17 protein-coding genes and 1 pseudogene are annotated in these 17046 nt (G+C 58.1%); 4 read left to right on the forward strand and 14 right to left on the reverse strand.

Going from position 1 to position 17046, the window contains the following annotated elements; all coding sequences use genetic code 11:
• Positions 1 to 390 precede the first annotated feature (390 nt).
• The gene (locus HOP51_RS01175) at positions 391 to 1011 is read right to left on the reverse strand and encodes an NAD(P)H oxidoreductase (RefSeq protein ID WP_234272107.1); all 621 of its coding nucleotides are present in this window, start codon (positions 1009 to 1011) and stop codon (positions 391 to 393) included.
• A gap of 87 nt (positions 1012 to 1098) precedes the next feature.
• Between HOP51_RS01175 and HOP51_RS01180 the strand changes: the two genes are divergently transcribed.
• On the forward strand, positions 1099 to 2052 hold the full coding sequence (locus tag HOP51_RS01180) for a LysR family transcriptional regulator (protein WP_234272108.1): 954 nt from the start codon (positions 1099 to 1101) through the stop codon (positions 2050 to 2052).
• 30 nt (positions 2053 to 2082) lie between these two features.
• On the opposite strand, the gene HOP51_RS01185 is transcribed toward HOP51_RS01180, so the two are convergent.
• The gene (locus HOP51_RS01185) at positions 2083 to 2646 is read right to left on the reverse strand and encodes a TetR/AcrR family transcriptional regulator (protein ID WP_234272109.1); all 564 of its coding nucleotides are present in this window, start codon (positions 2644 to 2646) and stop codon (positions 2083 to 2085) included.
• A gap of 76 nt (positions 2647 to 2722) precedes the next feature.
• Here HOP51_RS01185 and HOP51_RS01190 point away from each other — a divergent pair, with 76 nt between their 5' ends.
• Positions 2723 to 4027: a flavin monoamine oxidase family protein gene (locus HOP51_RS01190; protein ID WP_234272110.1), complete on the forward strand. Its 1305-nt coding sequence runs from the start codon at positions 2723 to 2725 to the stop codon at positions 4025 to 4027.
• Positions 4028 to 4489: 462 nt separating this feature from the next.
• Here HOP51_RS01190 and HOP51_RS01195 read toward each other — a convergent pair whose 3' ends face one another.
• Positions 4490 to 5446 carry a quinone oxidoreductase family protein gene (locus HOP51_RS01195; protein ID WP_234272111.1) on the reverse strand — a complete coding sequence of 319 codons (957 nt, stop codon included), beginning with the start codon at positions 5444 to 5446 and terminating at the stop codon, positions 4490 to 4492.
• Positions 5447 to 5543: 97 nt separating this feature from the next.
• Between HOP51_RS01195 and HOP51_RS01200 the strand changes: the two genes are divergently transcribed.
• Both HOP51_RS01200 and HOP51_RS21135 read left to right on the forward strand, forming a co-directional pair.
• On the forward strand, positions 5544 to 6437 hold the full coding sequence (locus HOP51_RS01200; protein ID WP_234272113.1) for a LysR family transcriptional regulator: 894 nt from the start codon (positions 5544 to 5546) through the stop codon (positions 6435 to 6437).
• Positions 6438 to 6467: 30 nt separating this feature from the next.
• A pseudogene (locus HOP51_RS21135) lies at positions 6468 to 6754 on the forward strand (IS30 family transposase); the annotation flags it as partial.
• A gap of 65 nt (positions 6755 to 6819) precedes the next feature.
• Here HOP51_RS21135 and HOP51_RS01205 read toward each other — a convergent pair.
• From HOP51_RS01205 to HOP51_RS01255, 11 genes are all read right to left on the reverse strand, one after another.
• Positions 6820 to 7206 carry a hypothetical protein gene (locus HOP51_RS01205; protein WP_234272114.1) on the reverse strand — a complete coding sequence of 129 codons (387 nt, stop codon included), beginning with the start codon at positions 7204 to 7206 and terminating at the stop codon, positions 6820 to 6822.
• 322 nt (positions 7207 to 7528) lie between these two features.
• A complete protein-coding gene (locus HOP51_RS01210) occupies positions 7529 to 8818 on the reverse strand; it encodes a TRAP transporter large permease (RefSeq protein ID WP_234272115.1) in 1290 nt (429 codons plus the stop codon).
• A 3-nt stretch (positions 8819 to 8821) separates the two neighbouring features.
• Positions 8822 to 9346: a TRAP transporter small permease gene (locus HOP51_RS01215; RefSeq protein WP_234272116.1), complete on the reverse strand. Its 525-nt coding sequence runs from the start codon at positions 9344 to 9346 to the stop codon at positions 8822 to 8824.
• Between the two features lie 66 nt (positions 9347 to 9412).
• A complete protein-coding gene (locus HOP51_RS01220) occupies positions 9413 to 10384 on the reverse strand; it encodes a TRAP transporter substrate-binding protein (protein ID WP_234272118.1) in 972 nt (323 codons plus the stop codon).
• A gap of 72 nt (positions 10385 to 10456) precedes the next feature.
• Positions 10457 to 11215: a maleate cis-trans isomerase family protein gene (locus tag HOP51_RS01225; protein WP_276574340.1), complete on the reverse strand. Its 759-nt coding sequence runs from the start codon at positions 11213 to 11215 to the stop codon at positions 10457 to 10459.
• The gene (locus HOP51_RS01230) at positions 11212 to 11712 is read right to left on the reverse strand and encodes an acyl-CoA thioesterase (RefSeq protein WP_234272120.1); all 501 of its coding nucleotides are present in this window, start codon (positions 11710 to 11712) and stop codon (positions 11212 to 11214) included. The genes HOP51_RS01225 and HOP51_RS01230 overlap by 4 nt, the downstream gene beginning before the upstream one ends.
• Positions 11709 to 12854 (reverse strand): FAD-dependent monooxygenase, encoded by a 1146-nt coding sequence (locus HOP51_RS01235; protein WP_234272121.1) that lies wholly within the window; start codon positions 12852 to 12854, stop codon positions 11709 to 11711. Before HOP51_RS01235 ends, HOP51_RS01230 begins: the two co-directional genes overlap by 4 nt.
• Positions 12855 to 12903: 49 nt before the next feature.
• Complete coding sequence (locus HOP51_RS01240; RefSeq protein WP_234272122.1) at positions 12904 to 14583, reverse strand: AMP-binding protein; 1680 nt, start codon at positions 14581 to 14583, stop codon at positions 12904 to 12906.
• A 21-nt stretch (positions 14584 to 14604) separates the two neighbouring features.
• Positions 14605 to 15849: an alpha/beta fold hydrolase gene (locus HOP51_RS01245; protein ID WP_234272123.1), complete on the reverse strand. Its 1245-nt coding sequence runs from the start codon at positions 15847 to 15849 to the stop codon at positions 14605 to 14607.
• 131 nt (positions 15850 to 15980) lie between these two features.
• Positions 15981 to 16241: a hypothetical protein gene (locus HOP51_RS01250; RefSeq protein ID WP_234272124.1), complete on the reverse strand. Its 261-nt coding sequence runs from the start codon at positions 16239 to 16241 to the stop codon at positions 15981 to 15983.
• Complete coding sequence (locus HOP51_RS01255) at positions 16238 to 16945, reverse strand: VOC family protein (protein ID WP_234272125.1); 708 nt, start codon at positions 16943 to 16945, stop codon at positions 16238 to 16240. The genes HOP51_RS01250 and HOP51_RS01255 overlap by 4 nt, the downstream gene beginning before the upstream one ends.
• Between the last annotated feature and the right edge of the window lie 101 nt (positions 16946 to 17046).

Below are 17046 nucleotides of genomic sequence, written 5' to 3' on the forward strand. Positions count from 1 at the left end.
GACACTACGTGACAATCTGTGATCATCAGTGAAATACCGTGCGCTTCCCCTTCGCCGACAAGGGTGCCTACTTCGCACAGAGCTGGACCTCTTACCAGTGGTCGCATGAACCTGCTCGGCTTTCGGAAGACGCCAAGACTCGCTTCGCAAGCGGGCCAGCGCGTGCAGGGTGGGGCATATCGAGTTTCCTGTGCTTGTCCATCAAGCCCGGGGAGGGCTCAGCTCACAGGAGTGATATAGGGCTGTCTGCTCGTTGCGGAAAGGCCTTTCCGCAACGAGCCCGAGTGTGGCGAAGATGCCGAGGTGACGTGCTACACCTCCGAGGGCGGGCAAGCACAAGGGGGGCCGCCAAGGAAGGCAGCCATAATGGGAACCGCCTATCAGACTACCCTATATATCTTCCAAGTCTGCATGTAGTTCGCGCACGACGGAACGCGCCTGATCAATCAGAACCTGATGATGGAGGCTAAGGTCGGCATCCTCTTCATAGGCAAGCGTATTATAGAGAAAGGTCACAGTGGAGTTTTCGATGCCGCAGTAAGTGGCGATGCCATTGTTAAGCAGGTCTTCCATATAACGGTCCTTGTGTTCACGAACAAAGCGTGTTTGACCTCCGCCGACAAGCGCCACCCAACGAATTGCGGAGAAAGGGAGCCGCTTTCCATTGCCATAAAAAAGACCATAATTCCACACGCGATCAATATATCCCTTGAGCATCGCGGGTAGCGAATACCACCAGACAGGGAAAACAATGATGGCGGCATCGGAGCCTGTCAAAGACTCGGCCAACCTTGTAACTTCATGGGAATACTGCTTGTTGGGATTGCTGAAGTCGGGTTCATCCTCAAGGCCCAGCACCGGATCAAACCCTGAGCGATATAGGTCCAGCTCAACGGTGCTCATTCCCTGCTGCTGCGCTTCGGACATGATTGCATTGACAACTCGCCCGGTCAGGGAGTCATGCCGAGGGTGGGCCCAGATAACATGAAGCTTCTTGGAGTGGTCATTCATGGCCATTCAAATCCTAATCTGAGAGAAGTGCCGTGTGCCTGCCGCGCGATGCCGGGACGGTTGCGGCAGGAGGGAGCAATATTAAGATTGATTGACTGTTACTCCAATGCGCCTTATCTTTACTTGATTGATAAGAGATATTTAACAATTAAGCCTTCATTAGCTGAGTTACAGACGTTCATGTCGATTGTCCGGACAGGAAGCTTCCGCGCTGCTAGCGTGGAGCTTGGCGTCTCGCCACCCGCTGTGAGCCTATCGCTCAAGCAGTTGGAGGATCGGCTAGGTTTGAAACTCATCAATCGCAGTACGCGCAGCATGTCGCTGACGGAAGCCGGAGCCAAGCTGTATGAAGAGCTCGCGCCTGCGCTCTCAAATATCGACCGAGCCGTTAAGAACATCGCGGATCTTCGCGACCGTCCTACGGGGACGCTACGCATCGTGGCGTCGCGACTGGCTGCACGTCTGTATGTGGCGCCCCTGGTGCGGGGGTTCGTCGACCGTTATCCCGAGATGAAGGTGGAGTTGTGGGCAGACGATAACCTGACGGACTTGTCCGAAGATAATTTCGATGCCGGGGTGCGACTCGGCGCCATCGTGGATGATCGCATGGTCGCGATTCCGATCGGGCCCAAGGCGCGCTTTGTTGTGGTGGCGACTTCGGCATATTGGCGCGATCATGCGCGGCCATCGCATCCGCGAGAGCTATTAGCGCACGAATGCGTGAGCTTCCGCTTTCCGACCAGCCGCCGCCCTTATCAATGGATGTTCCGTCGTGGTAACGAGGAGCTCTCGATTGAGGTGAAGGGCAGCACAATCGTCAACGACATGGATGTAGCGGCCACACTGGTGCTCAAAGGGGTAGGAGTGGGCTATTTGCTATATGACCAGGTCGCTGAGGAAATCGAGTCGGGTCGTCTAGTAACGGCATTGGAGGCTTGGCTGCCCCCTCGTGCTGGCCACTATTTGTACTACCCCAGCAACCGGCTTGTATCGCGAGGCTTCCAGGCGTTTAAGGAGTTCGTCAGGGAGACAGCATGTTGAGTCACGGCGACACTGAGCGCGTCCCTTCTTTCATCGTAGAAGTTCAAGAAGTGTCGATCGCATGAGTTCGCGTGATGGAAATGCTTCGTCGATCAGCACATAGGCCGCCATCCCATCGACTAGGCAAATGATTTTCCAGGTTTCAGTGTCTCGCCTACGCACATCCTCCAATGAAGGAAGTTCGGAAACGAGTCTGTGCCATCGTGTCAGTTGGCGGGCCAGAACCTCTGCTATTTTGGATTCGCGTCGAGCAGCGTCCTTTACATCGAGCCAGAGCGACCAGTAGGCATCTTTTACTTCAGGCACCATCCAGTCCACCAATAGTGTCCTTGCCTCGTCCGGAGGGGCATTCGAAAGGCGTCGCTCAACCTCACAGATATCACGATCGAGCGCGTGCTCGATGGCTTCGAGGCGGAGGGTCTCCCAACTGTCAAAATAATGAAAAAGCAGGCCGGTCCCGACATTGAGGCTGCGCGCGACCTCGCGGCTGCTCGCGGCTCCAATGCCGCGCTCGATCATCATTGATGCTGTCGCTTCGAGAATCTGTGATCGCCTCTCCTCGCGCGGCATTCGACGTAACTGGGTGGCTTTCACTCCAGGCTCCCATGTTGAGCATGTGATCAAAAAGCGCTACGATCCTTACTGAGCAGTTGCTCAAAAAGGAGTCTATATGAAAATCGAACGCCCCGGAAGCGCTATCGATGCAGACGTCGTTGTCGTCGGAGCGGGGCTTGCGGGTTTGTCCGTTGCGTCCAAACTGGCAGCGTGTGGTCGGCGCTGCATACTGGTTGAAGCTCAGGCGCGAGCGGGTGGGAGGATTCTGTCAGTCACCGGACCACGAGGGAGTTATCTCGAAGCAGGCGCCGGGTTCTTCAATGCCGACATGGCCAATATCATCGAACTGGTGCAGCGTGCTGGATTGAAGACGCAACGCGGTGTGTTGGATGGTGCGCAAACTGTACTCGTTGATCTGCATCAGCCCAAGCTAAGGGAGGCGAACCTCTCCAGTCTTCTCGACTGGGAGAGCCTGCTTGAACACCGAATCAGCAAGGGTATGTCACTGCACGAACTGTTGGATCGGGCACTGTCGGGGGCGGAGGACGTGAGGACTGTTCAAAGCATGATGACGGAGCTCATGAGTCAGGAACCAACTCGGCTGAGCGCTGCAGCCACTCTGGAACTCACACGGCATATTCCATCAGATCGAAGCGATATGGAACTTCGCGCGGACGGGCCGCTCGGTCAGGTGATCCAGTATTTGGCTTCGCACCTGACTGAGCCTCCGCGTTTCAATTGGCCAGTTCAGCGCATCAGCATCGAAGGCGATGTCGTGGTTGTAGCCAACAATGCACGATCACTGCGCGCCCGTACAGTAGTCCTCGCTGTTCCACCGACAGCGGCAAGGCGAATTGTGCTACCTGACTCTGTCGCACGTCTCGCCCATTCCGCGCTCAACAGCTTTATTGCCGGCGCAATCGTCAAGATCAATGCTACTGTGGCGTCACCCGGGGCGTCCGCCCCCGAATCCGCTGCTGGACGACACGTCGTCTGCCTTGATCCTCCCGGCCTCGTCGCCATTGAGACGGCGCTGTTCAGGGACAATGAGCGAAGTTTCATTATTTTCGCTGGGGGCCAGATTGCGCGGGATCTCTCCCGCTTGGGAGAGACTGAGCAAACTGCTTTTACGCGCAAACTGCTGAGGGTGGCATACGCCTTGAGTGATACTGATTTGTTAGAAGTCATGACGACTGCCTGGATAGATGATCCCTGGACCGGTGGAGGATATAACGCCTACATTGGCAGAGGCAGAGAAGTGAACGCGGCGGCACAACTCCGTACCATCGATGGTCCAGTTATTTTTGCCTGCAGCGAAATCGCCGACCATTTTCCTGGTTATATGGAAGGAGCGATCCATGCAGGGCACCAAGCTGCCGATGCGGTGCTGGCGACTCTGGACGGGCACGTAGGCAAGTAACTCGGGGGTAGTTCTCACAATCCAACACTCCTGATGTGTGATGTGTCAATGTGAAAACTGACCCTGTTCGGCTCTATGATGTTGGTATGTGGCGGCAACGTGGCGATTGCCAGTTCCGAGCGTGTCGGGAAGTTTCTTGAACTCTATGCTGTCATCGACCAGTGGGTGCTCCAATCCTGCTGCAGTACCAAACAGCCTCTGTCCAGGAAGAGGATGGCCAGGGTGCTGCGTCGGAGGCAGCACCTGCCTTCGATTGCCGCACCGAGCACCGCAGGGACGCGCGAATCCACTTGCCTCCTGCGTATGGAACGAGGCTGCGAGATCCGCATCCCTACGTGTGGCAAGGATGCGTATTCTGTCTCGGGCTTGGCAAGGGGCAAGTATTCTGCAGCCAAGGCCGACACCTATCGGCAACACCAGCCTTAGGGCTTGTTTCGCGAGCGGGAGGCAGTGGCATCTCCGCTATACGGTCATGATGACTCGGCCTATCCGGCCGCGCTCTTCGGCGCGCCGGTGGGCGGAGGCCGCATCAGACAGGTGAAAGCATGCATCGATAGGGGCGCTCAATTGCCCCTGGCGCGCCATGTCGAAGACCTCAGTGACGACGCGGCGTGGCTCTGCCTCGCCTATCTGGTTGCCGAGCAGGCAACCGATAATCGTCTGTCGACGCATCAGCAGGCGCCCCGCATCGATGGGTGTGCTGCGGCTACCGAACACGCCGATCAGAACGGCGATGCCACCCTCCTTGAGCACGTCCAGCGCATCGACCAGTGTCGCGCCGCCGACACTGTCGATGATGGCATCGACCTTGTTGCCATCCAACAGGTCCCGAATCTGTTCGCTGGCCGGTGTACTACCCACGACGATGCCATCATCTAGGCCATAGTCGCGGAGTTTGGCGAGGCTTGCCTGGCTGGTCCCTGTGCCAATGACGCGAGCACCTAGCCGCGCGGCAAGCTGCACGGCCGCCAGCCCGACGCCCCCGGCAGCACCAAGAATCAGCACGGTCTGGCCGGGTTGTAGCCTGGCCAGTTTTATCGCCCAGGCTGCGGTTCCGGGGCCAACGAGAAGCGTCGAAGCGACCTTGATATCGAGGCCATCCGGAACGAGGAAGCAATGGGCTGCGGGTACGGCGCGCAGTTCTGCATGTGAACCTTTCCAGTCGAAGGTCGCGACTTTCTGCCCGATAGAGAAGCCTTGCACGGCCTTGCCGACCTGGATGATCTCGCCCGCCGCAGCATAACCGGGCACTTCGTTCGGTTTGGGAGCAATGTCACGACGGTTGGCAAGATCACCGCCCTCGATGCTGATCGCTTCGACGCGGATCAGGAGGTCATTGTCGCCCGTGGTCGGGGCTGCGACGTCTCCATAATGAAAGACATCCGGAGGCCCTGCCTGGTAATAGATCGCTGCTTTCATGAAGGAAATCTCCTATGGCCCGGTTTGATCGGCCATTGTAGTGAGGCAGGAGATATCCGCGTAGTATGGTATCGCCACTATCAGATATGGTCTTAACATGATATCAGACGTGCTTGATCCAGCGTCGCTCAGGATGTTCGTTTCCGTCTGCCAGCACGGCAGTCTCAGTCGGGCTGCTGCAAGCGCCGGACGCAAGCAATCCGCGCTCAGTGCTCAGGTTCGCCGTCTGGAGGATGCGCTGGGTCAACGACTGTTGCGGCGCACAGGACGTGGCGTCATACCGACAACCGAGGGCGAGTTGCTGCTGGGCTATGCCAAACGCCTGCTGGCGCTCGGTGAAGCCGCGGCCGCACATCTCAGCGAGAGGAAGGTGACGGGAACGGTTCAGATCGGTCTTTCCGAGGATGTCGCCCTTGCAGCGCTTCCATCGGCAATGGGGCGGTTAAAGCGCATCTGTCCGCAGCTCCATCTCAATATCACGGTCGATGAAGGGACAATACTGGGTGAGCGCTGGAAGAACGGCGCCTTCGATATCGCCATCGGGGCGAGCTCTGCCTTCGATGCAGAGCCACTGCATACATGGGATATCGAATTGAATTGGGTCAGTGCGATCGATCTCGATCTCGACCCCGACCAGCCACTGGATGTCATTGTCTATGCCGAGCCGTGCTCATGGCGCCGGGCGATGTTCGACGCTCTGGCCAGTGCGGACCGCGACTACCGCGTGACGGTGACCAGCTCCAATATCGGAGCCATCAGGGCAGCGGTCGAAAGCGGCCTTGGGGTAGCACTATTGACGCCCGACAGCATGAGCGAAACGACGATGAAAGCCGTCCGCCTTTCCGACGAGCAGGACGGGCGCCTAGTCGTTAACTATGGTCTTTTCGCCAGACACGTCAGAAACGACAACATTCAGACCACGGTGGAGTTGCTGCGAGAAGGTCTGCACTCGCTCACGCTGCCGCAGCGGGGTAGCTACGCCAAGGCGTGAAGGACGAGGCAGCCCCTGTCCCGCACGCCATTCGCCGGTCACGAAGCGGTAGCCAAGGCGGTGAGCGCCGCGATTTATTTTTGTGATCCCTACTGCTCTAGCCAGCGTGGTAGCAACGAGAACACCAATGGCCTAGTGCGGCAGTATTTCCTCAAGGGAACGGACTTCCGATAGGTCACCGACATGAGCTGCGCAAGGTGGTCAAGAAGCTGAACGACCGCCCTCGAAAGCGCCTCGGCTATCGGACACTGGCACAGGTGTTCCTGGGGAAGTACTCAGGAGCGCTGGACACCGCAGGTGCTGCACTTATTGCTTGAGCGAAAGGCCCCCTTCTCAATCAGGCCATATCATGAACCGTTGAAGCTCTGAAAAAAAGCCTAGCTCATTCATTGTTAGCTATAACCGTGAACGCCTCTACGTTTGGGCAGAATTCACGACAGACCTCAGTTCCAGCATGGTCACGCATGGCTCGCCAGCAGTGCCCGACCCTCCTGCAGATATTGCAAACAGACTCAAGGCCTTCCAGACTCGATTTGTTCAATTTATGAGGTGAAAAGGCGAAGGTCTTCATCATTGCAGGCAATAGCACCTCAGCAGCCCGGAAGTCAGGACAACGCCGTTCATCCAAGGTGCATGCCACGACTCGTTCAAGTGGCGGGCTTATTGGATAATCTAAATCGTAGATCATCTCCTTTATGACCTCGGGGGCATGGAGTCGAAGCTCGCGAAAAGTCCGCATTCCTTGAAAGTAATCATTCATTCTTTTCATCTTCACTCTCCCTTGGCTACCTTGGCGGTATCAAGACACCGCTGACATTGAGCATAAGGTAAGGATGTTTTGACTGGATTGATAGAGATCAAGTTTGGTTAATTCTATCCGCATAAATCCAGGTTTACCGCATTTATATTTTGCTTAGCTGACGACAGAGGAGTTTCTTCCTGAATAACCAGTTTTATTAACGATGGCCAGTTTTGACACTGTTTATTTCAAAAGTCTCAATGAAGCATGGGCTATGGATTTTTCAGCTAATAATCCCCTGATCACGCCTGGCTTTAGCTGCACAAGAAGTATCGAGATCAGGGGAGAGCCATTACAGACGAGCGGGTAGCCAGGTAACCAAGGCTGGGAAGGTGTAAGTTAGAGCCATCGTAAGGACAATCAAGCCGATAAAAGGCCAGGCTGCGGCGTAAATTTCCTTCAGACTAACCTCGCTAGGACTCGAAGCGCTGAGGGTGAACAGAGCATAGCCGAAGGGGGGGGTGATAGCTCCCAAAGTGAGGTTCAGCAGGAAAAGTGTCCAGAACACAAGCGGATCGAACCCGAAGACGGCAACCAGCGGGGTGTAAATCGGGATGAGTATCAACATTAGTGCTATCTGATCCAGGAACATGCACAGCACGAAAGGTATCAGCATCAACAATATTAGAGCCGCTAGCATCGAAAGTTCCATAGCCGTGAGGAAGGCTATCAGTTCGTGGGTGAAGCCGGAGAAGGCCAATAATTGGGTGAGAATCTTTGAGGCTGCCATGATCAGTAAGATCATGGATGACATCAGCACAGCTCCCTTCAAGGCATCGACCACCATCTCTACTGTGAGCTTGCGGTAAATCGCTGAGACAATCAGGGCGCCCACGACGCCGCAGGCGGCAGATTCGCTGGGTGTGGCGATGCCGAGCAGAATCAATCCCAAGACCGAGAAGATCACGAGGGAAAACGGCATCAGTGAGATAATGGCTTTCCAGAGTGGGCGCCGTAAGCGGCTCTCATTGCGCTCAAGGTCCCGGCTAGGATCGAGGTGAAGTTGCACCTGGACATAAAGAAAGAAGAGTAGCCCCGCGAGGAGGCCCGGCAAGACACCGGCAGCGAGTAGAGCTGAAATTGAGGTACCCGAGAGCATGCCGATCAGCACGACGAGGAAGCTAGGAGGTATGATCGGGGCTAGGCAAGAACCTCCAAGGATGAGGCCCGCAAGCAAGCGGCGATCGCCACCACGTTTCATACCCTCGACCATAACGGTGCGGCCTAGCATGGCGGCTACGGCGACAGCTGATCCAGAGAGGGCGCCAAGAAGCACCGAAATTACTACAACAATGACATATTGCCGGCCGCGGATTCGGCCGATGATGTCGTCCACTGCGTCGAAAAGAATGGCAATGCAGCCTGAGCGGAAGAGCAGCTCCCCCATGAGAATAAACAGCGGCACCGTGACCAGTTCGCCTGTGGTGACAGTATCAAGTATCGACGCTGAGAAGAGCGACAGCATTTGCGGGCCCATCAGCAGGATGGCTGCGATGATGTTGAAACCGAAGAAAGCAGCAAAGACGGGAACGCCGATGATGAAGAGTCCCGCTAAGGTGAAGAATCCGGCATAGATCGCCATGTGTCAGGCTCCTTCGGTAGGCTCGGAGGTATAGGCGGGGTACTCAGCGCAAAGGGCGGCGATGCCTGTCCGCAAGACATGGAATCCTGAGGAGGCCAAGCCGTACAGGATGAGCGCAAATAACCACCATCGCGGGATCGGATAGGCAGCAGCAGTGGTCGTGCCGGAGGCCCAGGCGTCAGCTAGACTACGCGTCAAGAGCCAGCTGAGTATGGCGAGAATTGTGCAAGTCAGAGCTGAAGCCAGGACGGTCGCAGCCTTCCGCAGGGTGGGTGATGTCAACAACGATGGCAGGATATCCATACTGACATGCAGCCCACGTCTGGTAACCGCAGGGGCGGTGACAAAGACAGAGACTACAAGCAGATAGTTTGACCAATCCGATACCCAACTGATTGGAGCACCGAGGAAATAGCGAGACATCGTGCCCATGAAGATGAGCAGGGCGATCAAGGCCAGGGCAAGCAGCCCGGCATAGAGTCCTATTTCGCTGATGGCGTCGTGGGTTTTCGTGAGCAGGGGTAGCATGTGGTAAACCTCTCATTGACATGCCGGGTCGTGCTTCTCGGGGCACGATCCCGACACATCATCGCTTCAGTCGAGCAGCCCGGCCGCTTCGACTATGGCGTGCAGCGCTTCAGTGGCATTCGGGTTGCGTGTCGCCGCGAAACTCCAGGCGCCGTTGACGATGGCCTCGGACAGGGTATCGGCGACCTCGGCCTCGAGAGTCAAGAACTCCATACCGGCAGCGGCCATCTTGTCGTGCTCTTCTGCATTAAGGCGCTCATAGGTGTCAGGCACCTCGTGTTCGAGCACTTCCGCTTGGGCCTCGAAAATTGCCCGAACTTCCTCGGATAACCCATCCCAGAAGGCGGCATTGGCTACGATGATATGGGGTGCGGAAGCTCCGGCATCGAAGTACTTGTCAGTGGCCTCAGAGAAGCCGTAACCTGCCGCTCCCGCAGCCGGGAAAAGTGCTCCATCCACCACACCACGCTCCAAAGCACTGAACATTTCGGCTGGAGACATTACTACCGGCGTGCCACCAATGGAGGTGATGTAGGGGTGCTGGGGGGGAAGAGCGCGGATTTTCAGGCCCCTCAGATCGCCGTCGCTCGACAGGTCGCGATTGAGATAGATCCAGTAGCCATGGGCCAGTGGCACCGAGATGGCATGCACGCCGAGGCTAGCATAAGTTTCTTGGATCACCTCCATTGCCCCACTTTCACGAAAAGCCTTAGCGTCGGGGCGGATGCTCTCCAGGCCAGTCAGCAGGGTTGCGGAGCCGGTGTGGAACCCGGGATAGGTGCAGAGAACTTGGAAGATGCCTTGGCGGGTGGGTTCCAATTGCTCTAATGGCGGAATAGTCTCGGGGCCCATTGTCTGGACCTGGATCTCACCATTCGAAGCTTCCTCGAGCAGTTCGGCGTAGCGATCACAGATTACGGTGGAACCGGGATAGCGGTCGTCCCAGGTCTTGAGCATTCGAACCTGCGTGGTGGCTTGGGCCGTAACGGCGGTCACAGTCAGCACTGTGGCGGCAAGAAGGGTTGTGATTGTTTTCATGACTGCCTTACCTCTAGTTTGTTGCCGGACTACCGGCTGTTTGGGTGTAAGGGTAATTCGTGCAAGGGGGCGTTAGACCGACGCCACCGCTTCGGACAGGATGGCACCCGCATTCGGGGCCACCGGCTCCAGCCGCATGGCCTTGAGCATCGAACGGACCGTGCAGGCTGCGGCTGAAGTCACCGGTATGCCCAGGCGCGCCTCGACCTGTGCCAGTGCCGCCAGTGACGGCATCTGGACACAGGCCGAGAGCACCACGGCGTCGACGCCCTTGGTGTTCAAGCGTTTGACATCTTCAGTAAGTGCCATCGGGTCGCGCGCGGCAACGGCTAAGTTATCCTCGATCTCCAGTGCGAGGCTGTCCTGGATTTCAAACCCTTCGCTCTCGATGTATTTGGTGACCTTGGCGGCCAGTGGCTTCATGTAGGGCATGAGGAGGCTGACTCGCTTGACGCCCAGCGCCTTGAGTCCCTCTACCAGCGCGCCGGCTGAGGAGATGACGGGAATCGATTTCCCTTCTTCGACAGCCGCCCCCTCCAGCCTGGCCTTGGAGGTCCGGTGATAGCCGAGTCCCTGACTCATGATCGCCACGAGACAGGCGTAGCCCATCACGTCGACATTGGCATCCGCGAGCTCACGCGCGCAGCGCAGGGAGTCATGGTCCATCGCGGCCAGCTCTTCCGGGGTCACCTTCTTCATGCGCATCCGACTGGAATGAAAGGTGAAGCGCTCCGGGCGGATGGCCTCCCGCTGCCGGAGCATCGCGGGGATCTCGGTTTCCATGGTGATATTGGAAGAGGGCACGATCTGTCCGATTCGATAGGTTCTCATGGCGATTTCTCCGCATGCAGGAGGTGGGCGTCGGCATAGGCCGCGATTCGGGCTCTCAGCGCGTCAGGCAGGGGCACGGCGGACCAGCTGGCTCCATCGACGGTGACCGGACTGATGCGGGCGAGAAAGGCGACCGGGCCTGGATGTTCAACGGTGACCCTTGTAGCCGTGACGTGGAGATCGAAAGTGCGCGAGCGGATCTCACCGACTCGCACCTCCATGTCGAACTGGGTATCGACTGGCAGGGGGGAGCGAAAGTCGAGTTCAACACCTCGCACCGGGAAGCGCACCCCGAGGCCCGACTTTGCACTATGGAGCGGTCCGCCCAGCATCAAACTAATGAATGCTTCATGAGCAGAAATGGTGTAATCGAGGAAGCGCGGTGTATAGACGATTCCGGCTGGATCGCAGTCCCCCCAGCGTACCACGCGCCGAATGATCAGCGGTGCATCACCAATGACTGTTTCCGTCGAGGGGAAAAAAGAGTAGGACGTCATTCGGTTAATCTCATGCGTTCAGCCTCGAGGGCCTTCATGAAAGCGGGGTACTCGGACGCGACGCGCACCGTGTCGACTCGGCTGGTGCGCGTCAGGTAGTCCAAGGCGAAAGCGTGGGGGGTGTCGGCTTGTTGCATGTGCCGACTCATCTCCTCGTACCAGGTGTAGCTCTCCTGGGCCGCGCCGATCAGCTTGTCGGCGGCTGGCTTGCGGGTGGCCACGTAGGTGGCAAGTGCCGCCTGGATATCACCCTTTGTCTCCAAGGCCTGGACCAAGGCAATGGAGTCCTCCATTGCTATTCTTGTGCCCGAGCCAATAGAGAAATGCGCCCGCCGTACAGCGTCTCCGATCAGTACCCGGTGACCGTACGTCCAGTGGTCATTCCAGACCGGCTGGAAGTTCCGCCATTCGGATTTGTTGGAGATGAGCGGGACACCCTGCAGCTCTTCGGCGTAAAGCTCTTCCACAAAGGCTTGCCGCTCATCCTCGGTCATCTCGCCGAAGCCGCAGCCCTCCCAGGCGGCGCGATCGCACTCCATGACGTAGGTACACATACGATTCGTATAGGGGTAGTAATGCGCACAGAAAGCGCCTCCTCCAGCGTTGCGGAAGCTTAGCGTTGGGCGGTCATGCACACGCTCGGCGCCGTACCAAGCGAAGGAGTTGGAAAGCTGGCTGTCATGGGTGCCGAAGGAGTGGGAATAGGTACGCCGCAAGGTGGAGTTTGCGCCGTCGGCACCCACCAGCAGGTCGGCATCCTCTAAGGCTTCGACATCTTTAATGTCGTCATGGTGGCTGACATGCACACCGACTTCTGCGCAGAGTTCTTGCAGTACCTTGAGTAGTTGCAGCCTTTCGACGGCGCCGCCATACGCTTTACCACCGATTGAGACGGCCTGTCCGTTCAGGATAATTTCCTGATTGCCGAGCCGCTTGGTGATGCCGCAGAGCCGGGCGAAACTCTCGGTATCCGCCTTTTCCAGTCGAGCAAGGCCTGAACCGGCGAGGACGACGCCGAAGCCGAAGGTGGCGTTGGGCGCATTCCGCTCATGTACATGGACTTCTACCTTACCGAGGCGCTTACGGGCGAGATAGGCGAAGTAGAGGCCTGAGGGGCCACCACCGAGAACACTGATCTTCATTTTGTCACCCAGTCAATTATTGGTGATATTTATGCGCTTATGTATCAGGTCAAGTGCTTTCGGAAACCCCAGAAGCCTCGCCCTCTAGTGTCGCCTCGATACGCTGTCGCAGGATGGCCTTGTTGAGCTTGCCAACTTTGGTTAAAGGGAGCGCATCGATGATTTCAATGCGTTCGGGCCATTTGAAGATCGCAAGCCCCGCTTCCTTGAGGAAGGCACCGAGTTCCTTGACGCTTGGTGGGGTCGTGCTGGGCTCCACTACTGCGTAAAGGCAAATGCGTTCTCCATGGGTGGGCGAGGGCATACCCACCACTGCAACATCTATGAAAGCGGGATGGGCCATGACGGCACGTTCGACCTCCTCGCAATTCACTTTTTCGCCGGCACGGTCTACAACGTCCTTTATGCGGCCCTCGAAGGAGTAATATTCCTGACCATCTATCCGGTGACGCAGCATTAGATCACCGGAGCGGTAGAAGCCATCGCTGGTGAAGGTTTCCGCGTTGCGCTCCGGGGCATTGTAATAGCCACGGATGGTGTAGGGGCCGCGCACGGCGAGTTCACCAATCTGGCCCTCGGTGACTTCGTTCTCGGTCCCCGGCTCGAGTAACCTAACCTCGTCATGCTCCGATATTGGGCGACCGCAGGTACCGAAGCGGATAGCCTCGCTGTCACCATGGCGGGTGAACATGATGGTGCCCTCGGTCATCCCGAAGATGTGATGACCTTCTACGCCCATCGTGCGGGTTACATCTTCGGCGGCGTCGGTGGAGAAGATTTCACGCAGTGCGTCGGTGGGGATATGTCCTTGGGATATTTCTGTCTTCATGCGCATGATGATCGGCTTGGCGGCGCCCATGATCGTGGGCCGCAGGGTGTTGTGTACCTCGCGCATCGCCTCTTGGTCGACCCGCGGCGTGGCAATGACCGTGCCGCCGTTCATGAGGAAGGGGCCCCAACCGCAGCCCATGTTGAGGTTGTGGGCAAAGGGCATGGGGACGAATAGACGGTCTTGTGTATTCCAGCCCTTGAAGTTCCAGGCTTGGCGCATGTTGTAGAGGTATTCTGAGTGCATCCGCGGGATGATCTTGGGCACCCCGGTCGTGCCACCCGAGAGCTGGAAGGCGGCTACCTGCCAGGGGTCCTGGGGCACGGCCTCGAGCCCGGCGAGTGCCTCGTCCAGGACTTCCGACATTAGCGTCGCCAGGTCGATAGCACCCTCACCGGGGATGCCTCGGGTCGAGACGATCAGCTCAAGTCCTTCTACCTCTTTCTGCATCTTCTTGGCGAAGGCATGGAAGTCGAACTTTGTCTCGTCGCTTTCGATGAAGTGGGCCTTGGCGCCACCGAACGCGGCGAGATAGCCGATCTCCGCCTCACGGTGAGCGGCCAGGGTGCAGATCGGGATGATTCCAGCCTTCCAGCAGGCGAGAAAGGCAATGAGCGTCTCCGGCTTGTTGGTGAGCTGAAAGATAACTCGATCGAGTGGCTTTAACCCCTGCTGAAGGAGCCCCTGGGCGACCCTATCAGTCGTCGCATCCAGCTCAGAATAGCTTATCTGGCCGTCGAGCCAGAGGATGGCGGGACGCTCGGCATGCTGCCGGGCCGCTGCGCGAAAACCGTCGGCTAGCGTCTCAGCGGTAATGGTGCCGGACGCGTGCCAGCGCTCGAGGTCGGCGGCTGGCGGATAGACGACACCGGCCATGGGGTGCTGTGGTTGGTAGGTCATGATCTCTTCCTGCGGTGTAACTCAGGTGACGAGCCGGTCCTGTAACCAGCCGCGGATCGCCTCGCCGGCCAGGGCTTGCCCACTGGGCTCGCCAGCCGCGAGGGGCTGACCGTGATGAGTGCCGCGGACCGTCGCCTGGTCCTTGTCAGAGGTGCCCAGAGCGTCGAAGATCGCGGAGATCTCCTCGGGAAAGACACAGGCATCCGCGGTGTAGCGCACGACGAAGGTCGGCTGATCGATAACCGGGGCACAGCGCAGTACCCCAGCCTTCGAGGAGAGCCCTGACCAGGTCGACAGCCAGCTCTCCGGCGTACAGACCTTGCCGAAGCCGACCCCGTTCATATTGGTCTTGAACGGGTCACGTCCCCAGAGTGAGCCGAGCGTGCGGTCGGTCGGATCGAGGGAAAGATCCCAGTTGCGCAGATCGGCATCCGTACGCGGCACCTCGAAAATATGCTGCCAGCCCGCCAACAATTGCTCATGGTCGGAAGCCTCGCCGGCTTTCACCCGGGCGCGTGCCTCCATACGTTCGCTGATCATGTCCCGAGCAGTTTGGTCGATTCGGTCGACACGGGCTCTCTGGGCAGCCCGGTAGCGATCGATGAAGTCGGGAGCGTAGGTCGCTCCATTCGGTGTGAAGCCGTTCTCGGTGGAGAAAGGAAAGAGGGCAGGATCCAGGGAGAGCGGGTCACGTTCATCGGTGACGGAGGGATCCAGCGAGTTCATGAGCAGCAGGCCCTGACCAGGGTGCGGTGCTACCAGCACCAGCAGGTCGGGCCTGGCCATCGGAGCTTTGGAGAGCTTCACCGGTCGTCCGGCGGGCGTGTGCGTCTCGCGATGTGATGGGGGCAGGTTGGCCTGCTCAGTGTAGAAAGCATAGAGCCCGCCGCCGCCCGAGTTGCCGACGAGTATAAGCTGCTCGTAGCCCCGGTCCTTCAGAAAGGCCGTCCCGGTATCGACGTCCAGCAATGCTAGTTCGTGCTCTAGCCTCAGGTCGTTGCCTGGGTTGCGGGATCCCTGGACCCATACCGCGGCGCCAGCGTCGAGCAGCTCAGGGACAAGGTAGTGGGTGGCTAGGATCTCGCGCGGGTGCATCAGGCAGCAGACGGCTCGCTCGCCACCGCGACGATAGAGATAGCCGGTGATGTTGGCGCCATCGACCGTCGTAAGGGTGTGGACCGAGGCGATCATGTCAGTTGGCAGCCGCGCTGGGTCCCACTGCGCGCCCCGGAGCCCGGCCAGTGGCTTGAAGTCTACAGAAGACATCGTGGCCTCCTTGTGTTGTTGTCTTATGAGACTACCCATTTATTGATATGATATCAATAAATGGGTGCAGAATGAGAAATGAGTCTACGCCTGTTGCCGGTAGATAGTTGTAAACCGGCAGTATGGACGGGTCAGAGTGCTCTCTTGGTCCCGACGACACGCACCTCGTCGCGCCCCCAGTGGGCGATCTCGCCGTTTAGGCCGCCGGTGAAGATGCCGTACCAGACCGCGGGCTTCATCTTCATCGCTTTGCGGTCGAAGGTCAGCTCGTCCGGTGCGGATATCGTCCAATAGCCCTTCACGGGACCGGTAATCGTCACGGCTGTTTTTTCACGCATGGTGTCGACCATTGCCTGGAATTCGGGGACATCGATGACATGTACCTCGATCATTTGGCGTCCTCCTTCTTGTAGGTGTCGACCAGTTTGGCTTTGCGGCGCCATACGGCATCGATGTCATCCATCAGTCGACTCGCGGCGCGGGCTTCGGACTCTACCTCCATCGCGGCCTGCATCGTTAGGCGGGCGTCCACCTCGTCGATCTCCTGGGTCTCGCGAAGACGCCGGGTGATTTCCACCGGATAGCCGTTCGGGTCGGTGAAATAGATCGACTCCAGGATCTCGTGCCGGGTGTAGGGCGACACTTGGATGCCACGCTTCTCCAGCGTTTCCTTCCACGAGACCAACTCTTCCTCGCTGTCTACGGCCCAGGCGGTGTGGGTGGCGAAGTAGAAGTGGTGTCCCTCGGGGGTGTACTTCTCGGGGCGCTCGCTGCCGATGTAGTAGAAGAAGGCGATGGTGGCGTCTTTCCCCGCATCGAAAAAGAAGTGCAGGAAGTCGTGGTGTCCCGGGGGGCCCCAGCCGCGCGCCGTGATAGCATGTACCAGCGGTAGGCCGAGCACATCGCGGTAGAACTCCACCGTCTCGTTCAGTTTCCAGGTCGGGCGGGCGGTGTGATCGACCCCGTGCAGGGCCAGCTGGATGCCATCATCCACGGCGTGCCTCACACCAGCGAGGTCGCCCGTGCCGATGCCCATCGCCTCGTTGAAGCTCTTCGCCGAGGAGGCGTCGTCGCGCGTTGCAAGCTTCTCGGTCATTGCAGTCGCTCCTTTCGAATCTTCGTGTCAGTAGAATACTGGCATTTATTGAGGCTATGTCAATAAAAAGAGACTTGCAAGGAAATTTGATAGTGTGGCAA

The sequence above is a fragment of the Billgrantia zhangzhouensis genome, assembly GCF_021404465.1.
Taxonomy (GTDB): Bacteria; Pseudomonadota; Gammaproteobacteria; order Pseudomonadales; family Halomonadaceae; genus Halomonas; species Halomonas zhangzhouensis.

Bases quoted from the DNA above. Each gene is read 5' to 3' on its own strand.
- HOP51_RS01175 (WP_234272107.1), bottom strand. From the start codon at position 1,011: ATGAATGACCACTCCAAGAAGCTTCATGTTATCTGGGCCCACCCTCGG.
- HOP51_RS01190 (WP_234272110.1), top strand. From the start codon at position 2,723: ATGAAAATCGAACGCCCCGGAAGCGCTATCGATGCAGACGTCGTTGTC.
- HOP51_RS01195 (WP_234272111.1), bottom strand. From the start codon at position 5,446: ATGAAAGCAGCGATCTATTACCAGGCAGGGCCTCCGGATGTCTTTCAT.
- HOP51_RS01200 (WP_234272113.1), top strand. From the start codon at position 5,544: ATGATATCAGACGTGCTTGATCCAGCGTCGCTCAGGATGTTCGTTTCC.
- HOP51_RS01205 (WP_234272114.1), bottom strand. From the start codon at position 7,206: ATGAAAAGAATGAATGATTACTTTCAAGGAATGCGGACTTTTCGCGAG.
- HOP51_RS01210 (WP_234272115.1), bottom strand. From the start codon at position 8,818: ATGGCGATCTATGCCGGATTCTTCACCTTAGCGGGACTCTTCATCATC.
- HOP51_RS01215 (WP_234272116.1), bottom strand. From the start codon at position 9,346: ATGCTACCCCTGCTCACGAAAACCCACGACGCCATCAGCGAAATAGGA.
- HOP51_RS01220 (WP_234272118.1), bottom strand. From the start codon at position 10,384: ATGAAAACAATCACAACCCTTCTTGCCGCCACAGTGCTGACTGTGACC.
- HOP51_RS01225 (WP_276574340.1), bottom strand. From the start codon at position 11,215: ATGAGAACCTATCGAATCGGACAGATCGTGCCCTCTTCCAATATCACC.
- HOP51_RS01230 (WP_234272120.1), bottom strand. From the start codon at position 11,712: ATGACGTCCTACTCTTTTTTCCCCTCGACGGAAACAGTCATTGGTGAT.
- HOP51_RS01235 (WP_234272121.1), bottom strand. From the start codon at position 12,854: ATGAAGATCAGTGTTCTCGGTGGTGGCCCCTCAGGCCTCTACTTCGCC.
- HOP51_RS01240 (WP_234272122.1), bottom strand. From the start codon at position 14,583: ATGACCTACCAACCACAGCACCCCATGGCCGGTGTCGTCTATCCGCCA.
- HOP51_RS01245 (WP_234272123.1), bottom strand. From the start codon at position 15,849: ATGTCTTCTGTAGACTTCAAGCCACTGGCCGGGCTCCGGGGCGCGCAG.
- HOP51_RS01250 (WP_234272124.1), bottom strand. From the start codon at position 16,241: ATGATCGAGGTACATGTCATCGATGTCCCCGAATTCCAGGCAATGGTC.
- HOP51_RS01255 (WP_234272125.1), bottom strand. From the start codon at position 16,945: ATGACCGAGAAGCTTGCAACGCGCGACGACGCCTCCTCGGCGAAGAGC.